The sequence below is a fragment of the Pseudomonas sp. JV241A genome, assembly GCF_900275665.1.
GTDB classification, from domain to species: Bacteria; Pseudomonadota; Gammaproteobacteria; order Pseudomonadales; family Pseudomonadaceae; genus Aquipseudomonas; species Aquipseudomonas wadenswilerensis.
The window spans coordinates 159,639-185,478 of the sequence record NZ_OPYO01000037.1 but is presented as its reverse complement, the minus strand read 5'-3'; the positions used below and the strand labels follow the sequence as shown (position 1 = coordinate 185,478).

Here is a 25,840-nt window from a genome sequence, read left to right as displayed (position 1 = left end):
AGGCTCCGGTCAGGCGCTGGCGGTCAGGGGCAGGCTGGCGACCGGCGCCTGGCGCACCAGCGGCAGCACCTCCTGGCCGATGCGCAGGGCCTCTTCCAGGTGCGGGTTGCCGGCCAGGATGAAGGTCGAGAAGCCGGCGTCGCGGTATTCGGCCAGGCGTTCGGCGATGTTCTCGTGGCTGCCCACCAGGCCCACGGTCGGCCCCGGCTTGGCCTTGGCAAATCCGGCCCAGAGGTTGGGACCGATGATCAGGTCGTCGAAGCGCTGGATGTTCTGGTGATAGGCCGTTTGCCGTGCGCCGCCGACCGAGTCGCTGGTGCTGGTGAAGGCCTTGGAGAGGGTGCTGGGCTTGCCGTCGAGTTTGTCGAACTGGCGGCGCAGGTCGCGCCAGGCGGCGTCTTCGGTTTCACGGGCGAACAGGTCGACACGCAGGCCGAAACGCACCGTGCGGCCTTGCTTGTCGGCCAGTTCGCGCACCCGTTCGATATGCGGTTTGAGCTGCTCAACAGGCTCTGCCCAGTTCAGGTAGACATCGGCGTGACGGGCGGCCACGTCCAGCGCCGGGTCGGAGAAACCGGAGAAGTACACGCCGGGTTTGCGTTCGTTGCCCAGGTGCGGCGGCAGGGCGCCGTTCTCCAGGCGGTAGATGTTGCCGTTGTAGGAGAAGCGTTCGTTGTTCCACAGCCCTTGGATGATGTCGAGGAACTCGCCAGTGCGCTGGTAGCGCTGGTCGTGGTCGAGAAAGTCGCCCTGGGCACGCTGGCTGGCCGGGTTGCCGCCGGTGATGATGTTCCAGTCCAGGCGCCCGTGGCTCAGGTGCTGGAGGATCGCTGCCTGCTGGGCGGCGTAGGCGGGCAGGGTCCAGGTGGCCTGGAAGGCGATCAGAAAGCGCAGCCGGCGGGTTTCCCGGGCCAGGGCCGCGGCGGCGATCCACGGCTCGGGGCCGGTGGGCAACAGCGCGCCTTCGAAGCCTGCAAGTTCCGCGGCCTTGGCCACCTGGGCGATGTAGTCGATGTAGGTGAAACCGTCGGCGCTGCCGTCCTGCAGCAGGCCGGGGGCGATATGCCCGGGCGTGCGGCTGAAGCTGCCGCGGTTGTGTTTGTCGGTGCTCAGTTGCGGGCCGTCGGTGCCCAGGGGCAGACGCCAGAAGAATTCGGTGCTCATGGCTGTTCCTCGGTGAATGTAAGGACAGTGGTGCAACGCCCATGCCACGCCGCGCGGGCCCGGAATCACCGGGGGTTGAGGGCAGGGGTGTTGCCAGGGCAGCAATCGGTCAGCAGTGGCTGCGGCGGTTGCAGCACAACAGCATCGCTGGCAAGCCAGCTCCCACAGGTTTGGTGTACACAGATCCACTGTGGGAGCCGGTCTTGCCGGCGATGGAAGGCAAAGCCTTCCTGCTTGTCAGCAAGCTTCCCCCTGTAACTCGGCACTGTGCTGATAGCGCCGGTACAACGCTGCATATTCGCCACCCCTTTCCAGCAACTGTTGATGCGGCCCTTGTTCCACCAGCTTGCCCTCGCGAATCAGCACGATCCGCTCGGCATCGCGGATGGTCGCCAGGCGGTGGGCGATGATGATCGCCGTGCGCCCCTCGCACAGCCGCCGCAGCGCTCGCTGGATGCGCCGCTCGGTGTGCACATCGACCGCCGAGGTGGCCTCGTCGAGCACCAGCACCGCCGGGTCGGCCAGGTAGGCGCGCACCAGGCACACCAGCTGGCGCTGGCCCTGGCTCAGGTGGCTGCCCAGCGGCCCGACCTGGGTGTCGTAGCGATGCGGCAGGCGCTCCAGCACCTCGTCGGCACCGAGCTCGCGCACCGCAGCAATCAGGGTTTGATCATCAGCAGCAGGTGCGGCCAGGCGCAGGTTGTCGAGAATGCTGCCGTTGAACAACACGTTGTCCTGCAGTACCACGCCTACATGCCGGCGCAGTTGCTGCTGGCTGAGCTGGCGGATATCGACGCCATCCAGGGTCACGCGGCCCTGGTCGACTTCGTAGAAGCGCGTGAGCAATTGCACCAGGGTACTTTTGCCATGCCCGGACGGGCCGACAATGGCCAGCACTTCACCGGCATCGATGTGCAGGTCGAGGCCGTCGATCACCGGGCGGGTGGGTTGTGGCAGATAGGCAAAACGCACCTGCTGGAAATGCACCTCGCCACGGGCCCGGGGCAAGTCAACCGGCTCAAGCGGGTCGAGGATCTGCGGCGCCGTGTCGAGCAACAGGAAGATCCGCTGGGCCGAGGCGGAACCGGTGGCATAGCGTTCGAACAGGTCGGTCAGCTCTTGCAAGGGGCCCAGGAACAGCATCACGTAGAACAGGCTCTCGCCCACCTGGCCGACTGTGACGGTGCCCGCGGCCAGGCTGTAGCCGCCGACCAGCACCAGCACCGCCATGCCGGCCGCGGTAAGCAGGGCGGTAAAGGGTGCGAACCAGCCCGAGCGCACACTGCCGACGATCAGCGCGTTGTTGAAGGCGTGCAGCAACTGCTGGTAGCGCGCCAGGTTCGGCGCTTGCTGGCCGGTCTGCTGCAACAGGCGCACGCCGCTGACGCTCTCGACCAGGTGCGCGGTAAAGCGGCTGCGTTGTTCGGCGACCTTCGCCCAGTTGCGCTGGGCGATGCGTTTGAAGGCCCAGGTCGCCGCCAGCAGCAAGGGCACGCTACCGATCAGGCTGAAGAAGAACAGCGGTTCGATCAGCCACAGCATCACGGCCGCCAGGCTACAGCGCAGCAGGGCGCCGAGCAGCTCGGGCGGGCCCTGGATGAGTAGCGGCTCCAGGGCATCGACGTCGCGGTCGGCGCGGGAAATGATGCGCCCGGCGCGGGTGCGATCGAAGTAGCCGACGCTCAAGGCCTGGACATGGGCAAACACCCGCACCCGCAACTGGTTGAGCACGCCGATGGCGGCGCTGCCGGCAATGTACTGCGACACCCCGGCGAGCAAAAAGCGCCCCAGCCAACTGGCCGCCAGACCCAACCCCAACCACAGCACCAGCGGCTGGTCGAGCAGCCAGCGGTTGCCGTCGTGGATCAGGCCGCGGTCGAGCAGTTCACGGACGAACCAGGGGCGCAGGAACACGGTGAACACCAGCACCAGCTCCAGGACAATCACCCAGGCGATCTGCTTGCGCACCGGCCGCAGCAACGGCAGCAGGCGCTGGAACATGCTGCGGTCGAGGGCTTTTTTGGCCAGCAGTTCTTCGATTTCGATATCGCTCAGGGCGTTGCCCGGCAGTGGCTTAGCCATGGTCGATCCCCAGCAGGTCACGGTAGGTCGGATTGCGTTGCAACAGTTGCGCGTGGGTACCGCTGTCGGCGATGGCGCCGTTGTCGAGCAGCAGCACGCGGTCGGCGCGTTGCACGGTGGAAACCTTGCTGGCGATCAACAGCAGGGTGGTGGCCTGTGGTTGCCGGCGCAGGTTGTCCAGCACCCGGCCTTCGCTGTGCGCGTCGAGCGCGCTGGTGGCGTCGTCCAGGCAGAGGATGGCGGGCGCTGCGAGCAATGCCCGGGCCAGGCACAAGCGCTGGCGCTGGCCGCCGGAGAGGGTCACGCCGCGATCGCCGAGCGGGCTGTCGAGGCCATCGGGCAGGCGTTCGAGGATATCCTCGGCGGCGGCCTGGTGCAGGGCCTGGAGCAGTTGTTCATCGCTGGCGCCGGGTGCGCTCAGGCGCAGGTTGGCGGCCAGGCTGTCGGCGAACAGGAAGCTCTCCTGGGGCAGTACGTGCACGCGCCGGCGCAGGTCGCTCAGGTCCAGTTCGCGAATGTCCTGCCAGCCTGACTGCGGATTGCCCAGCAGTACACGCCCTTCGGCAATGTCGGTCAGGCGCGGCAGCAGGCTTGCCAGCAGGCTCTTGCCGGTGCCGGTGGCGCCGACCAGGGCGACGGTTTCACCCGGCGCCAGCTGGAAAGAGCAGTGGCGCAGGATCGCCTGGCCACCGCCGGGGGCGGCAACGCTGACGTTTTCCAGCTTCAGCCCCAACGGTCCTTCGGGGAGGCGCTGACGCCCCCCGACAATCAGCGCCGGTGCATCCAGCAACTGCCAGATACGCCCGGCCGAGGCGCGGGCGTCGGCGAAGGTCTGCATCACCCGGCCTACGCCTTCGATGCGAAACACCAGGGTGGTGGCGATCAGCAGCGAGGTCACCAGTTCGCCAATGCCGATCCGGCCTTCTGCGACCAATCGTGCACCGATCACGAGTATCCACACATGCCCCAGCGCCACCACCGCCTGCGGCAGCGGAATCCGCGAGCTGGCATAGGCCAGGGCCTGGCGCGCCAGGGCGCTGAACTGCACAACCTGGCGCTCGAAGCCGTCGATGCGCTGGGCCTGCAGGCCGAACGACTTGATCACCCGCACCGCGCCAATGCCTTCGGCCAGGTCCTGGTTGACCCGGTCGTAGGCGGCGCCGACCGCGCGGTCGAGGTTGACCAGGCGCTCGGTCTGCAACACGAAAATCCACACCCCGACCACCGTCAGCAGCAGCGGCCCGAGTGCCAGCAACGGGTCGTACCAGGCCAGCAGGCCGACGGTGGCCAGTATCACCAGCGGCGTTTCGACCAGTTGCCGCCAGAAGCTCACCAGCGCATCGCGAACCTTGTCGGCATCGCGGGTGGTGCGGGTGACCATCTCGCCCATGCCGTGTTGCCAGTGATAACCCAGGTGCAGGCGCAGCACTTGTTCGAGCAGGCGCTCGCGCAGGCGCGTCAGCAACGCCTGGCCAAGGATCAGCGAGCCGATGGCGGCGGCGTACTGCAACAGCGCCCGGCCCAGGGCCACGCCGAGGATCAGCCAGAACCAGCCCCAGGCGCGCTGGCCGTCGAGGCTGCCATCGGCCAGGCGCTGCACCGCCGTGCCGGCGCTGACGTCGTTGAGGGCGTGGCCGATCAGCCATTGCTGCCAGACCAGCCCGAGGTTGATGGAAACGAACAGCCCGGCGACCAGGGCGAAACGCCAGGGCATTTCGCGGTAGATCGCCAGGCTGCGCAGCAGCGGGTGTCGAGGGCTCATGAAGGACTCGCGGCAGAAGGAAAGTGTGTGCTCAGCGGCTGGCGCCGGCCTTTTGCTTGGCATTGAGGATGGCGGTGTATTCGTCCGGGTCGATGCCGTTGAGGTAGTAGTTGCCGACGTGGTGCAGGCGCCAGCGGATCGGGTCGTGGGTGGTGTGCACCCGGGCGTTGCGCCAGAAGCGGTCGAGGTTCCACTTGCTCAAGGAGGAGCTGGCACCGAGCAGCGAGAAGATGTCGCTGGAGATCTTCAGCGAAGCGCCATCGGAATGGGCGCGGGCGGTGGCCACCGAAAGGATCAGCTCATCTTGCAGGGCCTTGTTGTCCGGGTCCTGCTCATGGGCGTCGAAGGTCCGCGCGGCGTCGCGCAGCAACGATTCGGCGGCGCGCAGGGCCACCGCGTACTCGCCGATCTGGCGGATGATATGCGGCTCGTCACTGGCCCGTTCCACCTCGCTCTCGACCCACGGCCGGGCGTGCTGGTTGAGGTAGTCGATGCCGGCCTGCAGGGCACCGGCGGCGATGCCGGTGTCGATGGCGGCGTGGAGGATCTGCGGGAAGGTCAGGCCGGTGCGCTTCATCGGGCCCTGGCGGCGCAGCACGTAGCGCTCGTCCAGTTCAATGTTGTCGAAGATCACCGTGCCGCTGACCGAGTTGTTCTGGCCGAAGGCGTCCCAGTCGTCGACCAGGGTCAGGCCGGGCGTGTCGCGGTGCAGCAGCACGCCGGCGCCGCCGTCATCGCTGGCGGCGGTCAGCGAGATCCACTCGGCGAGATAAGAGCCGGTGGAGTAGAACTTGCTGCCGTTGAGGATCAGCTTGCCATCGGCGCGGCGCTCGACCCGGGTCTTGAGGGCGAACTTGTTCTTGCCGCCGACCTCGGCCAGGGCATTGCCCAGGCGCTTGCCGGCCAGCACGTCGCTGACCACGCCATCGCGCACTTCGTCCGGGTAGCCGCTGAGCACGCCGCGCAACATGACGTTGTGAATCTGCAGCAACTGGCCGACGCCGCCGTCGGCGCGGGAGACGATGCGCACGGTTTCAACGATCGTCGCCACCGACGCGCCAAGGCCACCCAGCGCCGCGGGCACGCCGATGGCGGTGATGCCGCTGTCGGACAGCAACTGCGCCTGGCGCCGGGGCAGTTCGCGGTTGAGCAACGGGTCGGCGGCGAGGGCGGCGATTTCCTCGGCAATCTCATGGGCCGCGGCGATGGCCTGGGCGGGGCTGTGCAGGCGACGGGGCAGGGTACTCACGATAGGGCTTCCTTGAATGAACGGGTACCCAGGGCCTTGAGCAGGTTCTGTGCCAGTGGCCGCAAAGCCCCGTGCAGCAAGGCTTACGCCGAATTTGCCGAAGGCGGGTGTTGCTGGGGCAGCAATCGGCTGCCGATTGTTGCTCTGGCAGCAGCAGGGCTGCGCCAGCACTGCTGGCAGATCAGCAGTCAACCTTCACGCAAAGGCGCAAAGCCCAATGAATTCAGGACTTTGCCGAGTTGGCACGGGCGCTGCAATACCTCAGGCAAAGGCCAGCCGGCCGATTCGATCCGCTTGATGGAGCATGCCCATGACAATCGCCGCCACCTTGCCGCTGCCCACCGCAACGGCGCTGGAGCAACTCTGGTTCACCCGCTGCCCGGTGCCGACCGCTTCCGGTATCGCCTACACCCTGGGCTGGCTCACGGCAGAGTTCGCCGCCGACGGCCTGCCGGTGGAAACCCTGCAGGAAGCCCGGCAGCTGGGCCATCACCACTACGATCACCAACTGCCCGGGCTGTTTCGCGAGGGCGGTAATGTCCCGGCCCTGGCGGCGCGCGCTGCTGGCGCCCCGAGCCGGCTGATCGGCCTGACCTGGATCGAGGAATGGCAGACTATCCTGGTTCGCCCCGACTCAGGCATTCGCAGCGCCGCCGACCTTAAAGGCAAGCGTCTGGCCCTGCCGGCCTGGGGCGCCAACCGCCCCGGCAGCATCGCCCGGGCCATGAGCCTGCACGGCTACAAAGGCGCCCTGAGTCTGGCCGGGCTGAGCTTCGATGATGTCCAGCTGGTGGAAGTGGCGCTGCAATCCCAGGACGATGCGCCGACCCCGCAGCAGGGGTTGCAGCGTCTGTGGTCGGGCCTGGATTACCTGGTGCGCGGCGAGGTCGATGCGGTCTACGTCAAGGGCGCTGCCGCCGCCGATGCGGCCCGGCGCCTGGGCCTGGTGGTGGGGATCGACCTGGACCAGATCGCAGACCCGCGCTTGCGCATCAACAACGGCACGCCACGGCCGATCACCGTGCACCAGAGCCTGCTCGACGATCACTTCGACCTGGTGGTGCGCTTTCTCGCCCAGACCCTGCGCGCCGCCGACTGGGCCCGCGACAACCGCGACGGCCTGCTGCGCATCCTTCAGGACGAAACCCGCGCCGGCGCCCAGGGCGTCGATCAAGCCTACCGCGGCGACTTCCATACCACCCTGGCCCCGGACCTCTCGAGCGAGCGCCTGGCGTTTCTCGATATCCAGAAAACCTTCCTCAACCTGCACGGCTTTCTCGAAGCCGATTTTGCCCTGGCCGACTGGGTCGACCCGCGCCCACTGCAAGCCGCCCAGCAACTGCTGGCCGAACGCCGCGCCCGCGCTTAAAGGAGCAATGCCATGACCGTACTGACTACCGAACACCTGATCGATGCCGCGCTGAACACCTTCATCGAGCAGGTGATCAACGAGGCCGACCAGGCCTTCACCGTGTTCCGTGAAACCAACACCATCAGCGCCAACGGCACCGTCGGCTTTATCGAACGGGTACCGGGCCGCGAGTTGCTGGTATCGGTCACATACCCGGGGCCGTGGGATTACCGCAAGCCGCTGCAGGCCACGGTCAGCGACCTGGCCGGCAACCTGGTGCATGGTCAGGGCAAGGGTGGCCTGGGCCGTTACGCCAAGCTGTTTCGCGAACAACCGCAGATCACCACGGTGTCGCATGTGCACTCGCCGTACCTCGGTGCCTGGGCCCAGACCCAGCGTACCTTGCCGTTCAACTACGTGCCGGTGCAGCGCTTCCAGCTGGCCCGCGAGCTGCCGACCTACATCGACCGGCGCCAGGACGAGGTGGATTTCATCCTCGAACGCCTGGCCGAGAACCCGTTCACCCCGGCCATCCTCGAAGCCAACGGTGGCGCCACGGTCTGGGGCCAGCAGGGCCTGCGCGCGACCGCCGAGTTCATCGTGCTGCTGGAGGAGGGGGCGCAACTGCAACTGCTGGCCGAAGCCATCGGCGGCTCGCGGCCCTTCGGCCCGGGCGTGCTCACCCAGCAATGGCGGATGAGCAAGCTGATCGACAAGGCCAACGAGCTGGGCCTGATTCCCGCCACCGACCGCATTCGCGCCTGAGGAAAGACCATGGCTGTCAAGATTCTCTGGTACCTCACCAGCCCCGATGGTCCCTATCCGTGGGAGCCGCAAGGACGCTGGAAAACCGATTTCGCCCACCTCAAGCAACTGGCGGTGGCCAGCGACCGCCTGGGCTATTACGGCTCGCTGCTGGGCTCGAGCCCCAACGAGAGCCTGGCGGTGGCTGCCGCACTGATCGACGCCACCGAGCGCCTGCGCTTTCTGGTGGCCCAGCATCCGGGCGAGTTATCGCCGGCGGTACTGGCCAAGTGGGCGCTGACTTTTGATGAGTTCTCCAACGGCCGCCTGTTGTTCAACGTGGTCAACGGCAGCGACGCCGGCCTGGCCACCCTGGGCGTGCATTACCCGCACGATGAGCGCTACCAGTTCAGCCTGGAGTACTGGCGCGCCTTCCAGAGTATTTATGCCGGTGAAACCGCAGGCTTTGACGGCCAGTACGTCAAGCTGGCGCCACGTCCGGCTGCGGCGGCACGTCACCCGCTGGGCGGCTGGCATCCGCCACAACGCGCCTCCGTGCCGCTGTGGGGGGCGGGCACTTCCGGCCCGGGCGTGGCCCATTCGGTGCAGTTGCTGGATGTCTACCTGAGCTTCGCCGACACCCCGCCAAGGCTGGGCGAGAAGTTCCGCCGGGTAGCGGCAGAGGCCGCGAAGATCGGCCGCGAACTGAGCTTCGGCACGCGCCTGCAGATCATCGTCCGCGAAACCGCAGAAGAGGCCTGGGCCCACGCTGAAAAGCTGCTGCAACAGACCTCGCTGGCAACCGCCCGCGCCGCCATTGAACGCCAACTGCCTGCGGGCCAGACCCTGGAGACCTTCAGCAGCGACAATCCGCAAATCCAGCGCAATGTGCAGAGCATCCGCGACGGCCGCCTGCCCACGGCCCGCGAGCTTGAGATCTACCCCAACGTCTGGACCGGCCCGAGCCTGTTCGGCTTCAACATCCTCGGTCCTGCGGCCGGCACCTACCTGGTCGGCAGCGCCGAGCAGGTGGCCGCACGGATTCGCGAGTACGAAGCCCAGGGCACCTCGGCGTTCATTCTCTCGGGTTTCCCGCTGATCGATGAAGCCCACCGGGTCGCCGACCTGCTGTTCCCCTTGCTCGACCTGGACCACGGTTTCGACATTCCGCGCCTGAGTGCGCGCACGGTTGCCGAACCGGCTTAAGGAGTTGCCCATGCCAAACGAATTTTCCCGCCGGGTGTTCCTCGGCAACAGCCTGGCCGTCGGTGGCGGCCTGTTGCTCGGCTCCAGCCTGCTCACAGGTTGCGGCGGTGCTGAACCGGCCGCAGGCGCAGCCATCGCCCGGCCGACCCAGCCGGTGCGTGGCGGGCGCCTGCGCGTCGGCATCATCGACGGCGACCAGGCCGGCAACCTCGATGCGCACAAGCCGTCTGGCGGCGGGATCATTCGCGGCTGGGCGCTGTACAGCAAGTTCTGGGAGTGGAACGACGACGTCAGCACGCGCCTGGGCCTGGCCGAATTCGCCGAGCCCAACGCCGATGCCAGCGCCTGGACCATCCGCATCAAGCCGGGCCTGGAGTTCCACCACGGCAAGAGCATCACCGCCGATGACATGCTGTTCTCGATCCTGCGCCTGACCGACCCAAAACTGGCCTCGCCGTTTGCCGGGCTGGTCGGCGCCATCGACCGCCAGGCCTTGCGCAAGCTCGACGAGCGCACCATCGAGATCCGCTTCAAGCAGGGCCGCAGCTTCTTCCCGCTGGATGAAACCCTGATCGCCTTCGGCGGCATCGTGCCGACCGATTACGACCCGGTGAGCAACCCGGTGGGGGCGGGGCCGTACCGGCTGAAAAGCTTCGTGCCGGGCCAGCGCGCGCTGTTCACCCGGTTCGAGAACTATTTCAAACCCAACCAGCCGTATGCCGACGAGCTGGAGATCATCGAATTCAAGGACCAGGTGTCGCGGGTTGCGGCCCTGCGTGCCGGGCAGATCGATGTTGCCAGCGGCGTGCAGGCCGAGCACAGCGCCTTGATCAAGGCCGACCCGCGGCTGCAACTGGTGGTGTCGCCGAGCACTTCGTTCAGCGGCTTCAACCTCAACACCGCCAAGGCGCCGTTCCAGGACGAACGGGTACGCCAGGCCTTCCGCCTGCTGGCCGATCGTCAGGAGCTGATCGGCCGTGGCCTCAATGGCTTCGGGCGCATCGCCAACGACCTGTACTCGCCGCAGGACCCGACCTACAACCACGCCATTGCCCAGCGCGGCTATGACCTCGACCAGGCCCGCTCGCTGTTGCGCCAGGCCGGCGCCAGCGACCTGCGGGTCGAGCTGACCACCACCGCCAACGAAGTCAACGCCGCCCTGGTGTTCGCCCAGCAGGCGAAGAAGGCCGGGGTCGAGGTCAAGGTCACCCCGGTGGACAGCTCGGTGTTCAACGGCCCGCAGAAAGAGCAGTGGCTGATGTCGCCAGGCTCCACGCCGGCCCGTGGCTTCCTGGCCACCGGCCTGCACAACGACGCGCCGCTGGCGATCTACAACCGCAGCAATTTTCGCGACGAGCGTTTCTCTGAGCTGTTCACCCAGGCCCTCGGCCAGCCTGACCTTGAGCGACGCAAGCAACTGGTGCACGAGGCCCAGACCATCCAGCACCAGCGCGGCGGCTTGCTGATCTGGGGCTTTACCGACGTGCTCGATGCCGCCTCCAGCAAGGTCGGCGGCTTGCACGGCGAACAGACCACTTTCGCCTCCTGGCGCTTTGACAGCCTGTGGTTGAACCATGCCTGAACCTTGCGCACGCACTTCCCGACTCCCTGCCAGGTTGCCGTGGTTCATCGGCCGCCTGGGCTACGGCCTGCTCACCGCCTGGGTCATCAGCCTGGTGGTGTTCATCGCCACCCAGGCGCTGCCCTCGGACCCGGCGCGGGTCATCCTCGGCCCCGAGGCACCGCTGGAAAGCGTGCTGACCCTGCGCGAGCAACTGGGCCTGAACCGGCCGATCCTGGTGCAGTACTTCAGCTGGCTCGGCCAGGTGCTGCGCGGCGACCTGGGGGTTTCCCTGGACTCCAACCAGCCGGTGGCGGCGATCATCTTCAGCCGCTTCGGCAATACCCTGGCGCTGCTGGCCGGGGTGCTGGTGCTGGTGGTGCCGCTGGCCTTGAGCATCGGCGTCAGCCTGGCCCTGCGCCGCGACAGCCGCCTGGACCGCTTTGGCCTGTCGGCGCTGATTTTCCTCAAGGCCACGCCGGGCTTTCTGCTCGCCATCGGCCTGGTGCTGCTGTTCTCCATGCCCCAGGTCAACCTGCTGCCGGCGGTGTCGATCCTCGATCCGGACAAAGCCCTGTGGCAGCAGCTTGAATACCTGTTGCTGCCGATCTTCGCCCTGAGCCTGTCGTCGCTGCCGTACCTGGCGCGCATGGTCCGCGCCTCGATGATCGAAGCGCTGGACTCGGATTACGTCAGCGCGGCGCGCCTGCGCGGCATCGCCGAATGGCGCATCGTCTGGCGCCACACCTTGCCCAATGCCCTGGTGCCAGCGATCCAGGGCGTGGCCCTGACCCTGCGCACGCTGATCGGCGGCGCCTTGCTGGCCGAGGTGATCTTCAGCTACCCGGGCATCGGCACCCAGCTCAACAGCGCGATCCAGATGCGCGACCTGCCGCTGGTGCAGGGCGTGGTGCTGGTCATCACCCTGGGGGTGGTGCTGATCAACCTGGTGGCTGACCTGCTCACCGTCTTGCTCACCCCGAAACTGCGCACCGCCCGCCGCGCCACGCTGATCCAGCGCAACCGCCGCGGCATCCAGAGCTGGTGGCGGCGCCCGGCGGCCAAAGCCCCTTGAGAGGAGTAGTCCATGTTCAATGCACGCTGGTGGCGTGAGCCACAGATTCGCCGCGGCGGCCTGGTGACCCTGGCCATCGCCCTCCTGGCCCTGTTCGGTCCCTGGCTGGCGCCCCATGCCCCCACCGACATGGTTGGCGGGGTGTATGGCGCCCCCGCCGGCGACGCACCGCTGGGCCATGATTTTCTCGGCCATGACGTGCTGTCGCGGTTGCTCAATGGCGGGCTGTCGATCTTGTGGATGTCGCTGGCGGCGGCCGCCATCGCGCTGATTGCCGGTACCGTGCTGGGGCTGCTGGCCGGTTTGTCGCGCCAGCGCCTGGATCAGGCGATCACTTGGCTGGCGGATGTCTGGCTGGCGTTTCCCGACCTGATCCTGGTGCTGTTGATTGTCTCGATGCTGGGCCGGGCGCCGTGGCTGATCGTGCTCACCGTGGCCATCGCCTTCACCCCCGGGGTGATCCGCCTGGCCCGTGGCAGCGCGGTGGCGGTGGCCAGCCAGGAGTTCGTCGAGGCAGCGCAGATGATGGGTTTCTCGCGCACGCGCATCCTCTTGCGCGAGATCCTGCCCAACGTGTTGACGCCGTTGCTGGTGCACTTTGGCAATATGCTCACCTGGGGCATCGGCATGCTCTCGGGGCTGAGCTACCTGGGTTACGGCGTGGCGCCACCGGCCGCCGACTGGGGCCTGATGATCAATGAAAACCAGGCTGGCCTGCTGGTCCAGCCCTGGGCAGTGTTGGCCCCGGCGCTGCTGATCGGGGTGTTCGCCTACGGCACCAATATCTTCGCCGAAGGCATTGCCCGGCATAGCGCGGGAGAACGTCGATGAACTCATATGCCCCACTGGCCCCATCGCTGGCAAGCCAGCTCCCACAGGATTCTTGGCCTGCTGCCGAACCTGTGGGAGCTGGTCTTGCCAGCGAGAGGCCGGCCCTGCAAGTGCAAAACCTGCGGGTTGAGCTCAACACTGGCGCCGACATCATCGACCACATCAACTTCACCCTGGCCCCCGGCGAAATCCTTGGCCTGGTCGGTGAGTCCGGCTCGGGCAAGACCACCCTGGCCACCGCCTTGCTGGCCCATGCCCGGCGCGGTGCGCGCATCGCCGCAGGCCGCATCCAGGTCGCCGACGCCAGCCTGCTCGAGCTGCGCGGCGAGGCCCTGCGCCAGGCCCGCGGCGGGCTGATCGGCTATGTCGCCCAGGACCCGGCGCAAGCCCTGAACCCGGCCCTGCGCATCGGGCCTTTATTACTGGAAACCCTGCACGCCCATGAACCGCAGTTGCAAAAAAATGCGCAGCAACAGCGCCTGCAACAGACCCTGATCGACGTCGGCCTGCCCGGCGACGCGGAATTCCTGCGGCGCTTCCCCCATCAACTGTCCGGCGGCCAGCAGCAGCGGGTGATGCTCGCCCTGGCGTTCGTCCTGCGCCCGCGGCTGATTGTCCTCGACGAACCGACCACGGCACTGGACGTCAGCACCCAGGCGCACATCCTGCAAACCCTGCGCCGGCTGTGCAAGGAGCAGGGCGTGGCGGCGGTGTATGTGTCCCACGACCTGGCGGTAATCAAGGACCTGGTCGACCGGGTGATGGTCATGTACGCCGGGCGCATCGTTGAAGTCGCCAGTCGCCAACGGCTGTTCGCCCGTCCCAGCCATCCCTACACCTTGGGCTTGCTGGCGGCGATCCCGGATGTTGCCCGCCAGCACCCGCTGCAGGCGATTCCCGGCCATGCCCCGGCGCCGGGCCAGCGCCCCAACGGCTGTGCTTTCGCGCCACGCTGCCCGCGGCGTACGGCGGCCTGCGAGCAGGCTGAGCCGGGCCTGCAAACACTTGAGCCCCATCAGCAAGTGGCTTGCCTGCATCCACAGCTTGAGGCGCCGGCGCCCACAGCGGCGCTGCAGGTACGGGCGACGCGGGTGGATCAGGCGCCATTAATGGCGATCAGCAACCTGAACCTGACCTACGACCGCCAGGTGCTGTTTGACCTGGCCCTCGAAGTACAGGCCGGGGAATGCCTGGCAGTGGTCGGCGAGTCTGGCTCGGGCAAGACCAGCCTGGCCCGCACCCTGGCAGGCCTGGGCGACAATGCCAGCGGTGAGCTGAGCTTCGAGGGCCAGCCGCTGAGCCTGCTGGCCCGGCAACGTCCCGGCACAACCCGTCATCGCATCCAGTACATCTTCCAGAACCCGTACCGGGCCTTGAACCCCCGGCAGACTGTGGCCCAGTGCCTGCAGGCACCGCTGGAGCACTTCTTCAAGCTCAAGGGCCAGGCGTGCCGGGCGCGTATCGAGGCGGCGCTGCAGCGGGTGGCCTTGCCGGTTTCGGTGGCCGCCAAGTATCCCCATCACCTCTCCGGCGGCGAGCGCCAGCGGGTGGCGATTGCCCGCGCGCTGGTGTGCAAACCGAGCGTGCTGATCTGCGATGAAGTGACTTCGGCACTGGACGTTTCAGTCCAGGCGGCGATCCTGGCCCTGCTCAAGCAATTGCAAGGTGAGGGCATGACCCTGGTGTTCGTCACCCACGACCTGGGTGTGGTGCGGGCGATTGCCGATCGGCTGGTGGTGATCAAGCAAGGACGGATTGTCGAGCAGGGCCCTGTGGATGAGGTGCTGGACCGGCCCGTCGACGGCTACACCCAGAGCCTGCTCGCCCATACGCCGAGATTGGCAGCAGCGCTTTAGCGGCTGCGCCAGGGCGCGCCGTTGGCAAAACGCGCCTCGATCCACTGCTTGAAGGCGAGGGTCGCGGCACTGTTGTAGCGGGCGCCCGGGCGCACCAGGTAAATGCCGGCGTCGGCATCCAGTTGCCAGTCGGGCAGCACCGGCAGCAGGCGGCCGCTGTCCAGGTCGTGCTGCATCAGCCAGTCACCGCCGGCGAGGATGCCGACCCCGGCGCGGGCGGCGGCCAGTAGCGCTTCGTTGTCGTTGCTGACCAGCGAGCCGCGCACCTTCACCGTCTGCTGCTGGCCCTGGCTGGCCAGGCGCCATTCCGGGTACGAGCGCAGCCCGGTAAACCCCAGGCAGTTATGGTTGGCAAGGTCGGCCGGTGTCTGCGGCTGGCCGTGCTGTTGCAGGTAGGCCGGCGCCGCGCAGAGGATGCGCCGATGCTCACAGAGCTTGCGCGCCACCAGGCGGCTGTCGGCCAGCTCGCCAATACGGATTGCGGCATCGAAGCCTTCGGCGACGATATCGACAAAGCGTTCGGCGTATTCGGTCTCAAGCTGTACCTGGGGAAACGCCAGGGCAAACTCGGCGAGCATCGGGCTCAGCCACAGCCGGCCCATGGACGAGGGCAGGGCGATGCGCAGCCGCCCGCGAATCTGCGTAGCGCCTTGGGCTGCTTCGCGTTCGGCCTCGCTGATCAGGCTCGCGGCCTGGCGCAGGCGCTCTACCAGCCGCGCGCCTTCATCGGTGAAACGCAACTGGCGGGTGGTTCGCTCGACCAGGCGAATACCCAGGCGCTGCTCCAGTGCGCCAAGGCGCTTGGACAGCACTGAGGGATGGCGCTGCAGCAGGCGCCCGGCAGCGGCAAAGGAGCCTTGCTCGAACAACGCCAGGAGGGTGGCAAGCTCATCGGCCTGGCGACTGTCGAACGGGTCCATGGGGGTTACCTCGGTGGGTCAGGGCGTCAGGATGACCGCGCCCTGTGAGCGTCCTTGTTGCAAGTCGTCATGGGCCATGGCGGCGTCGGCCAGTGCATAACGCTTCCAGATCTGCGGCCGAATGATACCTGTCGCCACCGCCGCCAGCACCTCCCCGGCACGTTGCTGGTACTCGCCGGCAGTTGCCGTGTGCGCGGCCAGCGACGGGCGGGTGATGAACAACGAACCCTTGGCGTTGAGGGTACTGAGCTCGATGGCCGGTGGCGCGCCCGAGGCCATGCCGCAAGACACCAGCAGGCCGCGCGGCCGCAAGCTGTCCAGCGAAGCCTCGAAGGACACCCGGCCGATCGGGTCGTAGACCACATCGAGTTTTTGCCCGTGGGTCACGTCCAGCACCTGCGCGGCCAGGGTGGCGGCGTCGAACACCAGCACTTCATCGCACCCGGAGGCGCGGGCCCGGGCGACACTTTGCGGCTTCGATACCACGCCGATGACAAACGCGCCCAGATGTTTGGCCCAGGGCACCAGCAACTGCCCCAGCGCGCCTGCCGCGCCGTAGATCATCAGCCGCGTGCCGGGCCCGACCGGGTAGGTGCTGTGAAGCAGGTAGTGGGCGGTGATGCCCTTGAACAGCAGGGCGGCCGCTTCGTCCAGGCCGAGATTGTCCGGGAGTTTGACCAGGCGCTCGGCGGGGTACAGCCGGGCGCTGGCGTAGGCGCCGAGCGGGCCGGTGGCATAGCCGACGCGGTCGCCGACATTGATCCCGGTGACCTGTGCGCCGATTGCGGCCACGGTTCCGGCCCCTTCCAGGCCAAGGCCCGAAGGCAGGGCGATAGGCACATCGCCCTTGCGCTGGCTGACGTCCAGCGGGTTGACGCCGATGGCCGCCTGTTCGAGCCAGACCTCGCCGGGGCCGGGTGCTTGCGCGCTGGTCTGTTCGAGGTGCAGGACGGCGGGGGCACCGGTTTGCTGAAGGCGGATTTGCATGACCATGATCGGGTTCCTGGAGCACAGTGTGAGTGTGGTCGAGGGTATTGATCCGGTCATGGCGCAGCAATCGGGTTGGTTGCAGATCATTGCTGCACCTGATGCATGGGTTGTGACCCTATCGCGGGGCAAGTCGAAGCCCCGCGATGCTCAACCCAGCACCTCGACAATCCGCCGGGCAATGTGCGCCGCATGGGTCTCCAGGGCAAAGTGGCCGGTATCCAGCAGCTCCACCACGGCGTTGGGGTTGTCACGCTTGTAGGCCTCAGCCCCTGGTGGAATGAAGAACGGGTCATGCTTGCCCCAGATGATCAGCGACGGCACCGGATACTCGCGGAAAAACGCCTGGAACTGCGGGTAGCGCCCAAGGTTGTTGGCGTAGTCGAGGAACAGGTCGAGCTGGATCTCCTTGTTGCCCGGGCGCTCCAGCAACAGTGCATCGAGGGTGTAGGACTCCGGGGCGACCAGGGTCGGATCGGCCACGCCATGCAGGTACTGCCAGCGAGTGCCTTCCAGATGCAGAACCGCATCGCCAACCGTCTTGCGGTTGGCCGCCGACGGGTCAGCCCAGTACTGGCGAATCGGCGCCCAGGCATCGCCCAGTCCTTCGAGATAGGCGTTGCCATTTTGCGACACGAACCCCGTGACCCGCTGCGGGTGCGCCACGGCCAGGCGCAGGCCGGTGGGCGCGCCGTAGTCGAACACATACATTGCATAGCGCTTGAGGTTCAGCGCATCGACAAAGGCGCCCAGGGTCTGCGCCAGGGCATCGAAGTTGTAACGGTACTCGCGCTCGGCCGGTACTTCAGTGAAGCCGAAACCCGGCAGGTCCGGGGCGATCAGGTGAAAGTGCGCGGCCAGCAGCGGGATCAGGTCGCGAAACTGATGGGATGAACTGGGGAAGCCATGCAGCAGGAGCAACACCGGGGCACCGGGCTCGCCGGCTTCACGGTAGAACACGCGAACGCCGTCGGCGTCGACGAACTGGTAGCGCACGGTTGGGGCGGGAGTGCTCATCGGACTGGTCCTCTGTAACCGGGTAAATTGATTTATTAGGTTACTGCGCAAACAAATCTTGCATGGAGTTCGTAACCTGTCAAATACAATTTAAGAGGTTACCAAGGTGCGGTGATGATCGGCCGTGTAACTTGAAACGCTGAAAATAAGGGTTACCATGGAGCAACGCCCGCTGCCGAGAACGGCCATGACCGACGCCATCACCGAACCCTATGTCCTTGCCGACCACCCGGTGCTGGACATGCTCAACACCGTCGCCATCGTCGACGGCCAGCGCACCGATTTCTGGCACAGCGATGCCGACGTACTGGCCTGGCTGCAACGTATGGGCTTGCAAGAGGGACCCGCGCCACGCCTGGCCAAGGGCGCGTTGCTGGAGGCGGCAGTTACCTTGCGCGAGTCGTTGCGCGCGCTGGTCGAGCAACGCAAGGCGGGCGGGCGCGGCGATCCGGCTACCCTGAACCGCTTCCTGGCCCAGGGCGCCAGCCATGCGCAGCTGGTGTGGGACAAGGACGACCAGCCGAAGCTGAGGCGAGTGGCCGAGCAGCGTTCGGCCGAGCAACTGTTGGCGCCCCTGGCCGAGCAAGCAGCCGAGCTGCTGGCGGGCGGCGACTTCAGCCTGGTCAGAACCTGCGAACACCCGGACTGCATCCTCTGGTTCTACGACCGCACCAAATCCCACCGCCGGCGCTGGTGCAGCATGGCGGTGTGCGGCAACCGGCATAAGGTCGCCGAACACCGTAAGCGCCTGCGCCAGGAGTAGCCGCCCGTAGGCAGGGTCTGATGCCCAGGTTTAAACACGCGGCAACCGGGCAGCGCTAAACCGGTGCATGCCCGCTGTTTAAACAAACCCCTCCAGCGCGCCATCTTGGCCCGCTATGTGCTTTGCCTCACCCATCGATTACTGATCGATTGGTCAAACCTGCACGTCGCCGCATTCGCTTGAGCGCGCAGGTTGTTTCTTGCAAATGCGTCTGCACCCGGAGAGGTGCAGCGTTTACTGGAACCTGAGGCATGTCGCTCCCCGAAACCCCCGACCTGGTCACCGCTGACGCCGGCTGGCGCGCCGAGCTGAGGCTGCGTTTCGTCCGGGGCGAGAGCAAGACCTGTATTGGTGCGCGGCGGCATTTCGGTCCTCTTTTGGTGCAGCGACCGTTCTATCCCGAGGGTGCGCCGTGCCACGTCTATGTACTGCACCCGCCTGGCGGTGTGGTCGGTGGCGACAAACTGCTGCTCGATGTGCACCTGGAGCCAAGTAGCCATGCGCTGCTGACCATGCCCGGGGCGACTAAGTTCTACCGCAGTGGCGGCCCGACCTCGGTTCTCCAGCAGCATTTTTACCTGGGCGAAGCCAGCATTCTCGAATGGCTGCCCCAGGGCAGCATCTGCTTTGCCGGCGCCAGAGTACGCCTGGAAAACCGTTTTACCCTCGCGCCCGGCGCCCGCCTGCTGGCCTGGGAGACCCTGTGCCTGGGCCGCCCGGTGATGGGTGAGACTTTCAGTCACGGCGCGCTCGACAGCCGCCTGCAGATAGAAGTGCCCGATGACCCGGGCCTGCACGAGCGCCTGCGCATCGAAGGCGGGCACCTGGAAAAACTCGCCGGCTTCCCCCTGCAAGCGACCTTTTGCGCCTATCCGGCCAGTACCGAACTGCTTGAGCAGAGCCGCGCACTGATTGAAGACCTTGGCGCCCCCGCCGGCGCGACCCTGCTCGGCCAACTGCTGGTGGTGCGCCTGCTCGACCACGACAACCAACGCCTGCAATCCACCTTGCAGCGGCTCTGGTATGCCTTGCGACCCGCCGTGGTCGGCCTGGCGCCATGCCCGCCGCGTATCTGGGCCACTTGAGAGAGCACCATGGAGCTGACCCCGCGAGAGAAAGACAAACTGCTGCTGTTCACCGCCGCGCTGCTGGCCGAGCGGCGCCTGGCCCGTGGCCTGAAGCTCAACTACCCGGAGGCGGTGGCATTGATCAGCGCCACGGTGATGGAAGGCGCCCGCGATGGGCGCACGGTGGCCGAGCTGATGAACCTGGGCCGCGAGGTGCTGCGTCGCGACCAGGTGATGGCCGGGGTCAGCGAAATGATCCCCGATGTGCAGGTGGAAGCGACCTTTCCCGACGGCACCAAGCTGGTCACCGTCCATGACCCGATCGTCTAGGAGCACAGGATGATTCCCGGAGAAATACAGGTTGCCGACGGCGACATCGAACTCAATGCCGGCCTGGCGCTGATCAGCGTCACCGTCGCCAACCACGGCGACCGTCCGGTGCAGGTCGGCTCGCACTATCACTTTTTTGAGGTGAACAACGCCCTGGTGTTCGAGCGCGAGCCCACCCGCGGCTTTCGCCTGGACATCGCCGCCGGTACCGCCGTGCGTTTCGAGCCGGGTCAGGCGCGCACCGTCAACCTGGTGCCGTATCGCGGCAAGCGCGAGGTCTACGGCTTTCAGGGCAAGGTCATGGGCAAGCTGGAGGCGCAGGCATGAGCCGGATTTCCCGCAGGGCCTATGCCGACATGTTCGGCCCCACGGTCGGCGACCGCGTGCGCCTGGCCGACACCGAGCTGTGGGTCGAGGTCGAGAAGGACTTCACGATCTATGGCGAGGAGGTCAAGTTCGGCGGCGGCAAGGTCATCCGCGACGGCATGGGCCAGGGCCAGATGCTCGCCAGCGAGGCGCTGGACCTGGTGTTGACCAACGCGCTGATCATCGACCACTGGGGCATCGTCAAGGCTGATATCGGCATCAAGAACGGGCGCATCGTCGGCGTCGGCAAGGCCGGCAACCCCGATGTGCAACCGGGGGTGACCCTGCCGGTGGGGCCGGGCACCGAGGTGATCGCCGCCGAAGGCAAGATCGTCACCGCTGGCGGCATCGACTCGCACATTCACTTCATCTGCCCGCAGCAGGTTGAAGAGGCGCTGACCTCGGGCATTACCACCTTCATCGGCGGCGGCACCGGGCCGGCCACGGGCACCAATGCCACCACCTGCACCTCCGGGCCCTGGTACCTGGCGCGCATGCTCCAGGCCGCCGACCAGTTGCCGATCAATATCGGCTTGCTGGGCAAGGGCAACGCCTCGCGGCCCGAAGCCCTGCGCGAGCAGATCGAAGCCGGGGCCGTGGGCCTGAAGCTGCACGAAGACTGGGGGTCGACCCCGGCGGCCATCGACTGCTGCCTGAGCGTGGCTGAAGAACATGACGTGCAGGTGGCGATCCACACCGACACCCTCAACGAGTCCGGCTGCATCGAGGACACCCTGGCGGCCATCGGCGATCGCACCATCCATACCTTCCACACCGAAGGCGCGGGCGGTGGCCATGCGCCGGACATCATCCGCGCCGCGGCCTTTGCCAACGTGCTGCCGTCCTCGACCAACCCGACCTTGCCCTACACCCAGAACACTGTCGATGAGCACCTGGACATGCTCATGGTCTGCCACCACCTGGACCCGAGCATTGCCGAAGACGTGGCCTTCGCCGAGTCGCGCATCCGCCGCGAGACGATTGCCGCCGAAGACATCCTCCACGACCTGGGCGCGTTCTCCATGACTTCGTCCGACTCCCAGGCCATGGGCCGGGTCGGCGAAGTGGTGCTGCGCACCTGGCAGGTGGCCCACCAGATGAAACTGCGCCGTGGGCCCCTGGCACCGGATAGCGCACGCAGCGACAACTTCCGGGTCAAGCGCTACATCGCCAAGTACACCATCAACCCGGCGCTGACCCATGGCATCGCCCACGAAGTGGGCTCGGTGGAGGCTGGCAAGCTGGCCGACCTGGTGCTCTGGGCCCCGGCGTTCTTCGGGGTCAAGCCTGCGCTGGTGATCAAGGGCGGGATGATCGCCATGGCGCCCATGGGCGATATCAACGGTTCGATCCCGACCCCGCAACCGGTGCATTACCGGCCGATGTTCGGCGCCCTGGGGGCCGCGCGCCATGCCACGCGCATGACGTTTCTGTCCAAGGCGGCGATCGACCGTGGCGTGCACCGGCAACTGGGGCTGCACAGCCTGATCGGCGAGGCCCGGGGCTGCCGCACGGTGCGCAAGGGCGACATGGTCCATAACGGCCTGTTGCCGATGATCGAGGTTGACTCGCAAACCTACGAGGTGCGCGCCGACGGTGAACTGCTGGTGTGCGAACCCGCCACGGTGCTGCCGATGGCCCAGCGTTATTTTCTGTTTTAAGGAGCGAGCATGATCCTGTTGACCCGTCGCCTGAGCGCCGCCGCCACGGTAAGCGGCACCGTCACCCTCACTGTCGACACGCGCATCAAGAGCCGTGTGCGCGTCACCCTCGACGATGGCCGCGAGGCCGGCTTGATGCTTGAGCGCGGCCAGTTGCTGCGCGGTGGCGAACTGCTCGGCGAGGCGCAGGGCGGCGAGGTGATCCGCGTGCTGGCGGCGGCCGAGCAGGTGTCCAGCGTGCGCTGCGCCGATCCGCTGTTGCTGACCCGCGCCGCCTATCACCTGGGCAACCGCCATGTACCGCTGCAGATCGAGGCCGGGCTGGTGCGTTATCAGCACGACCATGTGCTGGACGAGATGGTCCGTGGCCTGGGCCTGCAGGTGACGGTCGAGCAGGCGCCGTTCGAGCCTGAAGCCGGTGCCTACCAGAGTGCACCGCACAGCCACGCCCACAGTGACCACCTGTTCGTTCGCGTCGCTCACCACTGATTACTGATAAGGAGATTGCCCCATGAAAAAACTCGTCCCCCTCGTACTGCTGCTGGTGGCCGTACCGGCTTTCGCCCACCCTGGCCATGACGCCAACCCGCTGCAGGACGGTTTGCTGCACCCGCTGACCGGCCTTGATCACCTGTTGATGCTGCTCGGTACCGGCGTGCTCGCAGCCCTGACCGGGCGCACCCTGGCACTGCCGTTGCTGACCTTGGGCGCGATGTTCGGCGGGGCGCTGATGGGCCACCTGTTCGGTGGTGTGATCGGCATGGAAGCAATGATCATCGGTTCACTGTTGGTGGCCGCCGCCGCGCTGCTGTTGCCCAGCCGTCAGGTATTGCTGGCCCTGGCCATGCCGCTGTTTGCCCTGTTCCATGGCTGGGCCCATGGCGTTGAAGCCAGCCCGGGTGCGTTCTGGGTGTTCAGCGCAGGTTTCGTCACTGTCAGTGGCTTGTTGCTGCTGGTCGGCTTTGGCGCCGGTTGCCTGCTGCGCCGGCACCAGGGCCTGCAGAAAGCCTTCGCTGGCGGGCTGCTGGCCGGTGCCGCGTTCGTGCTGGCTGGCTGATGGGCAACGACCTCAAGCTGCTGCGCCTGCTGCAACTGGCCAGCCCGAGTCTGCCGGTGGGTGGTTTTACCTATTCGCAAGGCCTGGAGTGGGCGGTGGAGGCCGGCTGGGTGCAGGGCGCCGAAGGCTTTCGCGCCTGGCAACGCCAGCAGGTCGAGGACACCCTGTGCCACCTCGACTGGCCGCTGCTGGCGCGGCTGTATCAAGCCTGCCTCGATGACGATGCCGAGGCGTTCGCGCGCTGGAGCCGCTTTTTGCTGGCCAACCGCGAAACCGCCGAACTGCGCCTGGAAGAGCGCCAGCGTGGCATGGCCCTGACCCGCCTGCTCGATGGCTGGCAACTGGGCCAGGCGCCCGAATGGCGTGCGTCGCTGGAGCTCAGCCAGCTTGGCGGCATGGCCTGGCTGGCGGTGCACTGGCGGCTCCCGTTGCCTGATCTGGCCCTCGCTCACGGCTATGCCTGGCTCGAAGGTGCAGTGATGGCCGGGGTCAAGCTGGTGCCGTTCGGCCAGCAAGCGGCGCAAACCCTGTTGCGTGATCTGAGCGAAGCCTTGCCCGATGCCCTGGCAACCGCCCTGGCCCTCGGCGATGACCAGCTCGGCGGCGGCCTGCCGTTGCTGGCCATCGCCTCGGCGCGGCACGAAACCCAATACACCCGATTGTTCCGATCCTGAGGAAAGCCCCATGCAAAGCTATCAGCAACCCCTGCGCGTCGGTGTCGGCGGCCCGGTCGGCTCCGGCAAGACCGCGCTGCTCGAAGCGCTGTGCAAGGCCATGCGCGACCATTATGAAATCGCCGTGGTGACCAACGACATCTATACCAAGGAAGACCAGCGCATCCTCACCGAGGCCGGCGCCCTGGAGCCGGAACGTATCGTCGGGGTGGAAACCGGCGGTTGCCCGCATACGGCGATCCGCGAAGACGCCTCGATGAACCTGGCGGCGGTGGAAGCGCTGGCGCGCAAGTTCGGCAACCTCGAAGTGATCTTCGTCGAGAGCGGCGGCGACAACCTCAGCGCCACCTTCAGCCCGGAACTGGCGGACCTGACCGTGTATGTGATCGACGTCGCCGAGGGCGAGAAGATCCCGCGCAAGGGCGGGCCGGGCATCACCAAGTCGGATTTCCTGGTGATCAACAAGATCGACCTGGCACCTTACGTCGGTGCTTCGCTGGAGGTGATGGAAAAAGACACCCAGCGCATGCGCCCGGAACGGCCGTGGACGTTCACCAACCTCAAGACCGGGCAGGGCTTGCAGCGGGTGATCGATTTCATCGTCGAGCGGGGGATGTTGAAAGTGCCGGTGTAGCCAAAAGCATCGCGGGGCCGCGCAATCCTGTGGGAACGGGCTTGCCCCGCGATAAATCTATCTACGCCCCAGAAACGGCAACAACATCCCGACCTTGCGCTGATACTGCCGATACTGCTCGCCAAACAACTGCACCAGGTCCTTCTCCTCCAGCAGCGTGCCAATCAGGATGTACAAGGTACCCACCCCGGCAAACAGCAAGTGGCCAACCGTCATGTGCGGTGTCGCCCAGAAGGTCATGACAAATCCCAGGTACAGCGGATGACGCACCAGCTTGTACAGCCAGGGCGTCTTGAAGGTGCGGGATTCACCCCGGTGCGGGCGAAAAACGTCCAGCGCCTGCTTGAGGCCGAACAGTTCGAAGTGGCTGAGCAGGAAGGTGGCCAGCAGGGCGATGATCCAGCCGAGCCAGTAAAGGCCGTTGATCAGCCCGCGCGCCGCAGGTGTCTCGATATCCCAAAGGGTCAGCGGGATCGGTTGCCAGAGCAGGAACATCAGGCTCAGCGCCAGGCTGCTGAACAGCACATAGGTGGCCCTTTCGATGGGGGCCGCTACCCACTGCAACCAGAATGATTTGAAGCTTTTGCGCGCCATGCCACTGTGTTGCAGAGCGAACAGGCTGATCAGCGCTACGTCGATCAAAGCCGCGAAATACCAGGCAGTCGCCGGTCCCGAGTCGATGTCCTTGGGCACCTGCGGCGGCCCGATGAAGCCCACGAAATACACCAGCACCAGCATCGAGTAGACATAGCAGAACAGGCTGTAGAGCAATCCGAGGCATTTATGCAGCAGCGGTTTCTCGTCCATGAGGCATTCCTTTCAATGAGCACCTGGGCGTCCTGCGCAGGTGGGTTGCAAGGGCTGAACCTTTAACCATAGACCAGAAAACCGGCGGCTTGCCGAGTAGGGCAATCAGCCGCAGCTCAACATTGCGCTGCCGGCCTGATAAAGTCGCCCCCCTGATGACTCGACCCATTGCAGGAGGCAGCTTTGAACACGTGCAGTCAGTGCGGCAAGGACCATGCGGATGACCTGGGGGAACTGGCGTTTCGCCGCCCCGATGCGCTATTCGAACTTTCCCCCGAAGAACGCGAGCACAACGTCAAGCAAAGCAACGACTGGTGTGTGATCGCCGGCGAGCGGTTTTTCCAGCGGGCATTACTGCCACTGAGCGTGGTGGAGCTTAACGACAGCTACTGCATCGGCATTTGGGTCGAACTGCAGCCGAGCGCTTTTGAGCGCGTCTGCGAGCTGTGGCGCGATGAACGCCAGGCGGCCGAGCCGCCCTTTACCGTGCGCCTGGCCAACAGTATCCCGACCCTGCCACAGACCCTGGGGCTCGAAGGCCTGCTGCAATTGAGCGGCCCGACCTCGCGCCCCAGTGTGACGCTGAGCACCAGCAGCCACCCGTTGGCCGTGGAGCAGGCCAAGGGCATTTCCCTGCACCGCGCTCATGAGTACAGCGTGGTGTTCGCCTGAAGGG

Annotated in this window: 25 protein-coding genes; 17 read left to right on the top strand and 8 right to left on the bottom strand. The window is 66.4% G+C overall.

What is annotated here, in order from left to right; genetic code table 11:
- Nucleotides 1-9: 9 nt before the first annotated feature.
- The 4 genes from JV241A_RS25775 to JV241A_RS25760 form a co-directional block, all read right to left on the bottom strand.
- Nucleotides 10-1,164: an LLM class flavin-dependent oxidoreductase gene (locus JV241A_RS25775; protein ID WP_115086865.1), complete on the bottom strand. Its 1,155-nt coding sequence runs from the start codon at nucleotides 1,162-1,164 to the stop codon at nucleotides 10-12.
- A 237-nt stretch (nucleotides 1,165-1,401) separates the two neighbouring features.
- Entirely contained in the window at nucleotides 1,402-3,246 is a 1,845-nt protein-coding gene (locus JV241A_RS25770; protein ID WP_134065140.1) for an ABC transporter ATP-binding protein, read from the bottom strand.
- The gene (locus tag JV241A_RS25765; protein WP_134065138.1) at nucleotides 3,239-5,008 is read right to left on the bottom strand and encodes an ABC transporter ATP-binding protein; all 1,770 of its coding nucleotides are present in this window, start codon (nucleotides 5,006-5,008) and stop codon (nucleotides 3,239-3,241) included. The genes JV241A_RS25770 and JV241A_RS25765 overlap by 8 nt, the downstream gene beginning before the upstream one ends.
- Nucleotides 5,009-5,039: 31 nt before the next feature.
- Nucleotides 5,040-6,257 (bottom strand): acyl-CoA dehydrogenase family protein, encoded by a 1,218-nt coding sequence (locus tag JV241A_RS25760; protein ID WP_134065136.1) that lies wholly within the window; start codon nucleotides 6,255-6,257, stop codon nucleotides 5,040-5,042.
- A gap of 310 nt (nucleotides 6,258-6,567) precedes the next feature.
- Here JV241A_RS25760 and JV241A_RS25755 point away from each other — a divergent pair, with 310 nt between their 5' ends.
- The 7 genes from JV241A_RS25755 to JV241A_RS25725 are packed head-to-tail and all read left to right on the top strand — an operon-like array spanning nucleotide 6,568 to nucleotide 14,881.
- Nucleotides 6,568-7,626: an ABC transporter substrate-binding protein gene (locus tag JV241A_RS25755; protein WP_134065134.1), complete on the top strand. Its 1,059-nt coding sequence runs from the start codon at nucleotides 6,568-6,570 to the stop codon at nucleotides 7,624-7,626.
- 12 nt (nucleotides 7,627-7,638) lie between these two features.
- Nucleotides 7,639-8,373 (top strand): class II aldolase/adducin family protein, encoded by a 735-nt coding sequence (locus JV241A_RS25750; RefSeq protein WP_134065132.1) that lies wholly within the window; start codon nucleotides 7,639-7,641, stop codon nucleotides 8,371-8,373.
- 9 nt (nucleotides 8,374-8,382) lie between these two features.
- Nucleotides 8,383-9,558 (top strand): LLM class flavin-dependent oxidoreductase, encoded by a 1,176-nt coding sequence (locus JV241A_RS25745; protein WP_134065130.1) that lies wholly within the window; start codon nucleotides 8,383-8,385, stop codon nucleotides 9,556-9,558.
- A gap of 10 nt (nucleotides 9,559-9,568) precedes the next feature.
- Complete coding sequence (locus JV241A_RS25740) at nucleotides 9,569-11,140, top strand: ABC transporter substrate-binding protein (RefSeq protein ID WP_115086858.1); 1,572 nt, start codon at nucleotides 9,569-9,571, stop codon at nucleotides 11,138-11,140.
- Nucleotides 11,133-12,194, top strand: a complete 1,062-nt coding sequence (locus JV241A_RS25735) for an ABC transporter permease (RefSeq protein WP_134065128.1) — start codon at nucleotides 11,133-11,135, stop codon at nucleotides 12,192-12,194. Before JV241A_RS25740 ends, JV241A_RS25735 begins: the two co-directional genes overlap by 8 nt.
- 12 nt (nucleotides 12,195-12,206) lie before the next feature.
- On the top strand, nucleotides 12,207-13,025 hold the full coding sequence (locus JV241A_RS25730; protein ID WP_134065126.1) for an ABC transporter permease: 819 nt from the start codon (nucleotides 12,207-12,209) through the stop codon (nucleotides 13,023-13,025).
- Complete coding sequence (locus tag JV241A_RS25725; RefSeq protein WP_240047906.1) at nucleotides 13,022-14,881, top strand: ABC transporter ATP-binding protein; 1,860 nt, start codon at nucleotides 13,022-13,024, stop codon at nucleotides 14,879-14,881. Before JV241A_RS25730 ends, JV241A_RS25725 begins: the two co-directional genes overlap by 4 nt.
- On the opposite strand, the gene JV241A_RS25720 is transcribed toward JV241A_RS25725, so the two are convergent.
- The 3 genes from JV241A_RS25720 to JV241A_RS25710 all read right to left on the bottom strand — a co-directional run bounded on the left by JV241A_RS25720 (nucleotide 14,878) and on the right by JV241A_RS25710 (nucleotide 17,805).
- Nucleotides 14,878-15,801 carry a LysR family transcriptional regulator gene (locus tag JV241A_RS25720; RefSeq protein ID WP_134065122.1) on the bottom strand — a complete coding sequence of 308 codons (924 nt, stop codon included), beginning with the start codon at nucleotides 15,799-15,801 and terminating at the stop codon, nucleotides 14,878-14,880. The genes JV241A_RS25725 and JV241A_RS25720 overlap by 4 nt on opposite strands.
- An 18-nt stretch (nucleotides 15,802-15,819) precedes the next feature.
- Nucleotides 15,820-16,794: a quinone oxidoreductase gene (locus JV241A_RS25715; RefSeq protein WP_134065120.1), complete on the bottom strand. Its 975-nt coding sequence runs from the start codon at nucleotides 16,792-16,794 to the stop codon at nucleotides 15,820-15,822.
- Between the two features lie 144 nt (nucleotides 16,795-16,938).
- Complete coding sequence (locus JV241A_RS25710) at nucleotides 16,939-17,805, bottom strand: alpha/beta hydrolase (protein WP_134065118.1); 867 nt, start codon at nucleotides 17,803-17,805, stop codon at nucleotides 16,939-16,941.
- 187 nt (nucleotides 17,806-17,992) lie between these two features.
- On the opposite strand from JV241A_RS25710, the gene JV241A_RS25705 reads away from it, so the two are divergent.
- The 9 genes from JV241A_RS25705 (at nucleotide 17,993) to ureG (ending at nucleotide 24,357) form a co-directional block, all read left to right on the top strand.
- Nucleotides 17,993-18,568, top strand: coding sequence for an ABATE domain-containing protein (locus JV241A_RS25705; RefSeq protein ID WP_166675756.1), 576 nt, complete (start codon nucleotides 17,993-17,995; stop codon nucleotides 18,566-18,568).
- Between the two features lie 251 nt (nucleotides 18,569-18,819).
- Nucleotides 18,820-19,653, top strand: a complete 834-nt coding sequence (locus JV241A_RS25700; RefSeq protein ID WP_134065114.1) for an urease accessory protein UreD — start codon at nucleotides 18,820-18,822, stop codon at nucleotides 19,651-19,653.
- A gap of 9 nt (nucleotides 19,654-19,662) precedes the next feature.
- Nucleotides 19,663-19,965: an urease subunit gamma gene (locus tag JV241A_RS25695; RefSeq protein ID WP_038994905.1), complete on the top strand. Its 303-nt coding sequence runs from the start codon at nucleotides 19,663-19,665 to the stop codon at nucleotides 19,963-19,965.
- Between the two features lie 9 nt (nucleotides 19,966-19,974).
- Nucleotides 19,975-20,292: an urease subunit beta gene (locus JV241A_RS25690; protein WP_115086850.1), complete on the top strand. Its 318-nt coding sequence runs from the start codon at nucleotides 19,975-19,977 to the stop codon at nucleotides 20,290-20,292.
- A complete protein-coding gene (ureC, locus tag JV241A_RS25685; RefSeq protein ID WP_115086849.1) occupies nucleotides 20,289-21,992 on the top strand; it encodes an urease subunit alpha in 1,704 nt (567 codons plus the stop codon). Before JV241A_RS25690 ends, ureC begins: the two co-directional genes overlap by 4 nt.
- 9 nt (nucleotides 21,993-22,001) lie before the next feature.
- Nucleotides 22,002-22,481: an urease accessory protein UreE gene (gene ureE / locus JV241A_RS25680; RefSeq protein ID WP_134065111.1), complete on the top strand. Its 480-nt coding sequence runs from the start codon at nucleotides 22,002-22,004 to the stop codon at nucleotides 22,479-22,481.
- 22 nt (nucleotides 22,482-22,503) lie between these two features.
- Nucleotides 22,504-23,049 (top strand): HupE/UreJ family protein, encoded by a 546-nt coding sequence (locus tag JV241A_RS25675; protein WP_134065109.1) that lies wholly within the window; start codon nucleotides 22,504-22,506, stop codon nucleotides 23,047-23,049.
- Nucleotides 23,049-23,723: an urease accessory protein UreF gene (locus JV241A_RS25670; RefSeq protein ID WP_115086846.1), complete on the top strand. Its 675-nt coding sequence runs from the start codon at nucleotides 23,049-23,051 to the stop codon at nucleotides 23,721-23,723. Before JV241A_RS25675 ends, JV241A_RS25670 begins: the two co-directional genes overlap by 1 nt.
- Before the next feature lie 10 nt (nucleotides 23,724-23,733).
- A complete protein-coding gene (ureG, locus tag JV241A_RS25665; protein ID WP_115086845.1) occupies nucleotides 23,734-24,357 on the top strand; it encodes an urease accessory protein UreG in 624 nt (207 codons plus the stop codon).
- A 57-nt stretch (nucleotides 24,358-24,414) separates the two neighbouring features.
- Here ureG and mddA read toward each other — a convergent pair whose 3' ends face one another.
- Nucleotides 24,415-25,164, bottom strand: coding sequence for a methanethiol S-methyltransferase (gene mddA / locus JV241A_RS25660; RefSeq protein ID WP_134065107.1), 750 nt, complete (start codon nucleotides 25,162-25,164; stop codon nucleotides 24,415-24,417).
- Nucleotides 25,165-25,347: 183 nt separating this feature from the next.
- On the opposite strand from mddA, the gene JV241A_RS25655 reads away from it, so the two are divergent.
- Entirely contained in the window at nucleotides 25,348-25,836 is a 489-nt protein-coding gene (locus JV241A_RS25655) for a DUF2199 domain-containing protein (RefSeq protein WP_134065105.1), read from the top strand.
- Nucleotides 25,837-25,840 lie beyond the last annotated feature (4 nt).

What these genes read in the sequence shown, in the direction of transcription:
- ureG (WP_115086845.1), top strand. Translation starts at nt 23,734, where the DNA reads ATGCAAAGCTATCAGCAACCCCTGCGCGTCGGTGTCGGCGGCCCGGTC.
- JV241A_RS25735 (WP_134065128.1), top strand. Translation starts at nt 11,133, where the DNA reads ATGCCTGAACCTTGCGCACGCACTTCCCGACTCCCTGCCAGGTTGCCG.
- JV241A_RS25770 (WP_134065140.1), bottom strand. Translation starts at nt 3,246, where the DNA reads ATGGCTAAGCCACTGCCGGGCAACGCCCTGAGCGATATCGAAATCGAA.
- JV241A_RS25725 (WP_240047906.1), top strand. Translation starts at nt 13,022, where the DNA reads ATGAACTCATATGCCCCACTGGCCCCATCGCTGGCAAGCCAGCTCCCA.
- ureC (WP_115086849.1), top strand. Translation starts at nt 20,289, where the DNA reads ATGAGCCGGATTTCCCGCAGGGCCTATGCCGACATGTTCGGCCCCACG.
- JV241A_RS25740 (WP_115086858.1), top strand. Translation starts at nt 9,569, where the DNA reads ATGCCAAACGAATTTTCCCGCCGGGTGTTCCTCGGCAACAGCCTGGCC.
- JV241A_RS25720 (WP_134065122.1), bottom strand. Translation starts at nt 15,801, where the DNA reads ATGGACCCGTTCGACAGTCGCCAGGCCGATGAGCTTGCCACCCTCCTG.
- JV241A_RS25730 (WP_134065126.1), top strand. Translation starts at nt 12,207, where the DNA reads ATGTTCAATGCACGCTGGTGGCGTGAGCCACAGATTCGCCGCGGCGGC.
- JV241A_RS25700 (WP_134065114.1), top strand. Translation starts at nt 18,820, where the DNA reads ATGTCGCTCCCCGAAACCCCCGACCTGGTCACCGCTGACGCCGGCTGG.
- JV241A_RS25675 (WP_134065109.1), top strand. Translation starts at nt 22,504, where the DNA reads ATGAAAAAACTCGTCCCCCTCGTACTGCTGCTGGTGGCCGTACCGGCT.
- ureE (WP_134065111.1), top strand. Translation starts at nt 22,002, where the DNA reads ATGATCCTGTTGACCCGTCGCCTGAGCGCCGCCGCCACGGTAAGCGGC.
- JV241A_RS25745 (WP_134065130.1), top strand. Translation starts at nt 8,383, where the DNA reads ATGGCTGTCAAGATTCTCTGGTACCTCACCAGCCCCGATGGTCCCTAT.
- JV241A_RS25775 (WP_115086865.1), bottom strand. Translation starts at nt 1,164, where the DNA reads ATGAGCACCGAATTCTTCTGGCGTCTGCCCCTGGGCACCGACGGCCCG.
- JV241A_RS25710 (WP_134065118.1), bottom strand. Translation starts at nt 17,805, where the DNA reads ATGAGCACTCCCGCCCCAACCGTGCGCTACCAGTTCGTCGACGCCGAC.
- JV241A_RS25695 (WP_038994905.1), top strand. Translation starts at nt 19,663, where the DNA reads ATGGAGCTGACCCCGCGAGAGAAAGACAAACTGCTGCTGTTCACCGCC.
- JV241A_RS25690 (WP_115086850.1), top strand. Translation starts at nt 19,975, where the DNA reads ATGATTCCCGGAGAAATACAGGTTGCCGACGGCGACATCGAACTCAAT.
- JV241A_RS25765 (WP_134065138.1), bottom strand. Translation starts at nt 5,008, where the DNA reads ATGAGCCCTCGACACCCGCTGCTGCGCAGCCTGGCGATCTACCGCGAA.
- JV241A_RS25705 (WP_166675756.1), top strand. Translation starts at nt 17,993, where the DNA reads ATGACCGACGCCATCACCGAACCCTATGTCCTTGCCGACCACCCGGTG.
- JV241A_RS25670 (WP_115086846.1), top strand. Translation starts at nt 23,049, where the DNA reads ATGGGCAACGACCTCAAGCTGCTGCGCCTGCTGCAACTGGCCAGCCCG.
- JV241A_RS25715 (WP_134065120.1), bottom strand. Translation starts at nt 16,794, where the DNA reads ATGGTCATGCAAATCCGCCTTCAGCAAACCGGTGCCCCCGCCGTCCTG.
- JV241A_RS25755 (WP_134065134.1), top strand. Translation starts at nt 6,568, where the DNA reads ATGACAATCGCCGCCACCTTGCCGCTGCCCACCGCAACGGCGCTGGAG.
- JV241A_RS25750 (WP_134065132.1), top strand. Translation starts at nt 7,639, where the DNA reads ATGACCGTACTGACTACCGAACACCTGATCGATGCCGCGCTGAACACC.
- mddA (WP_134065107.1), bottom strand. Translation starts at nt 25,164, where the DNA reads ATGGACGAGAAACCGCTGCTGCATAAATGCCTCGGATTGCTCTACAGC.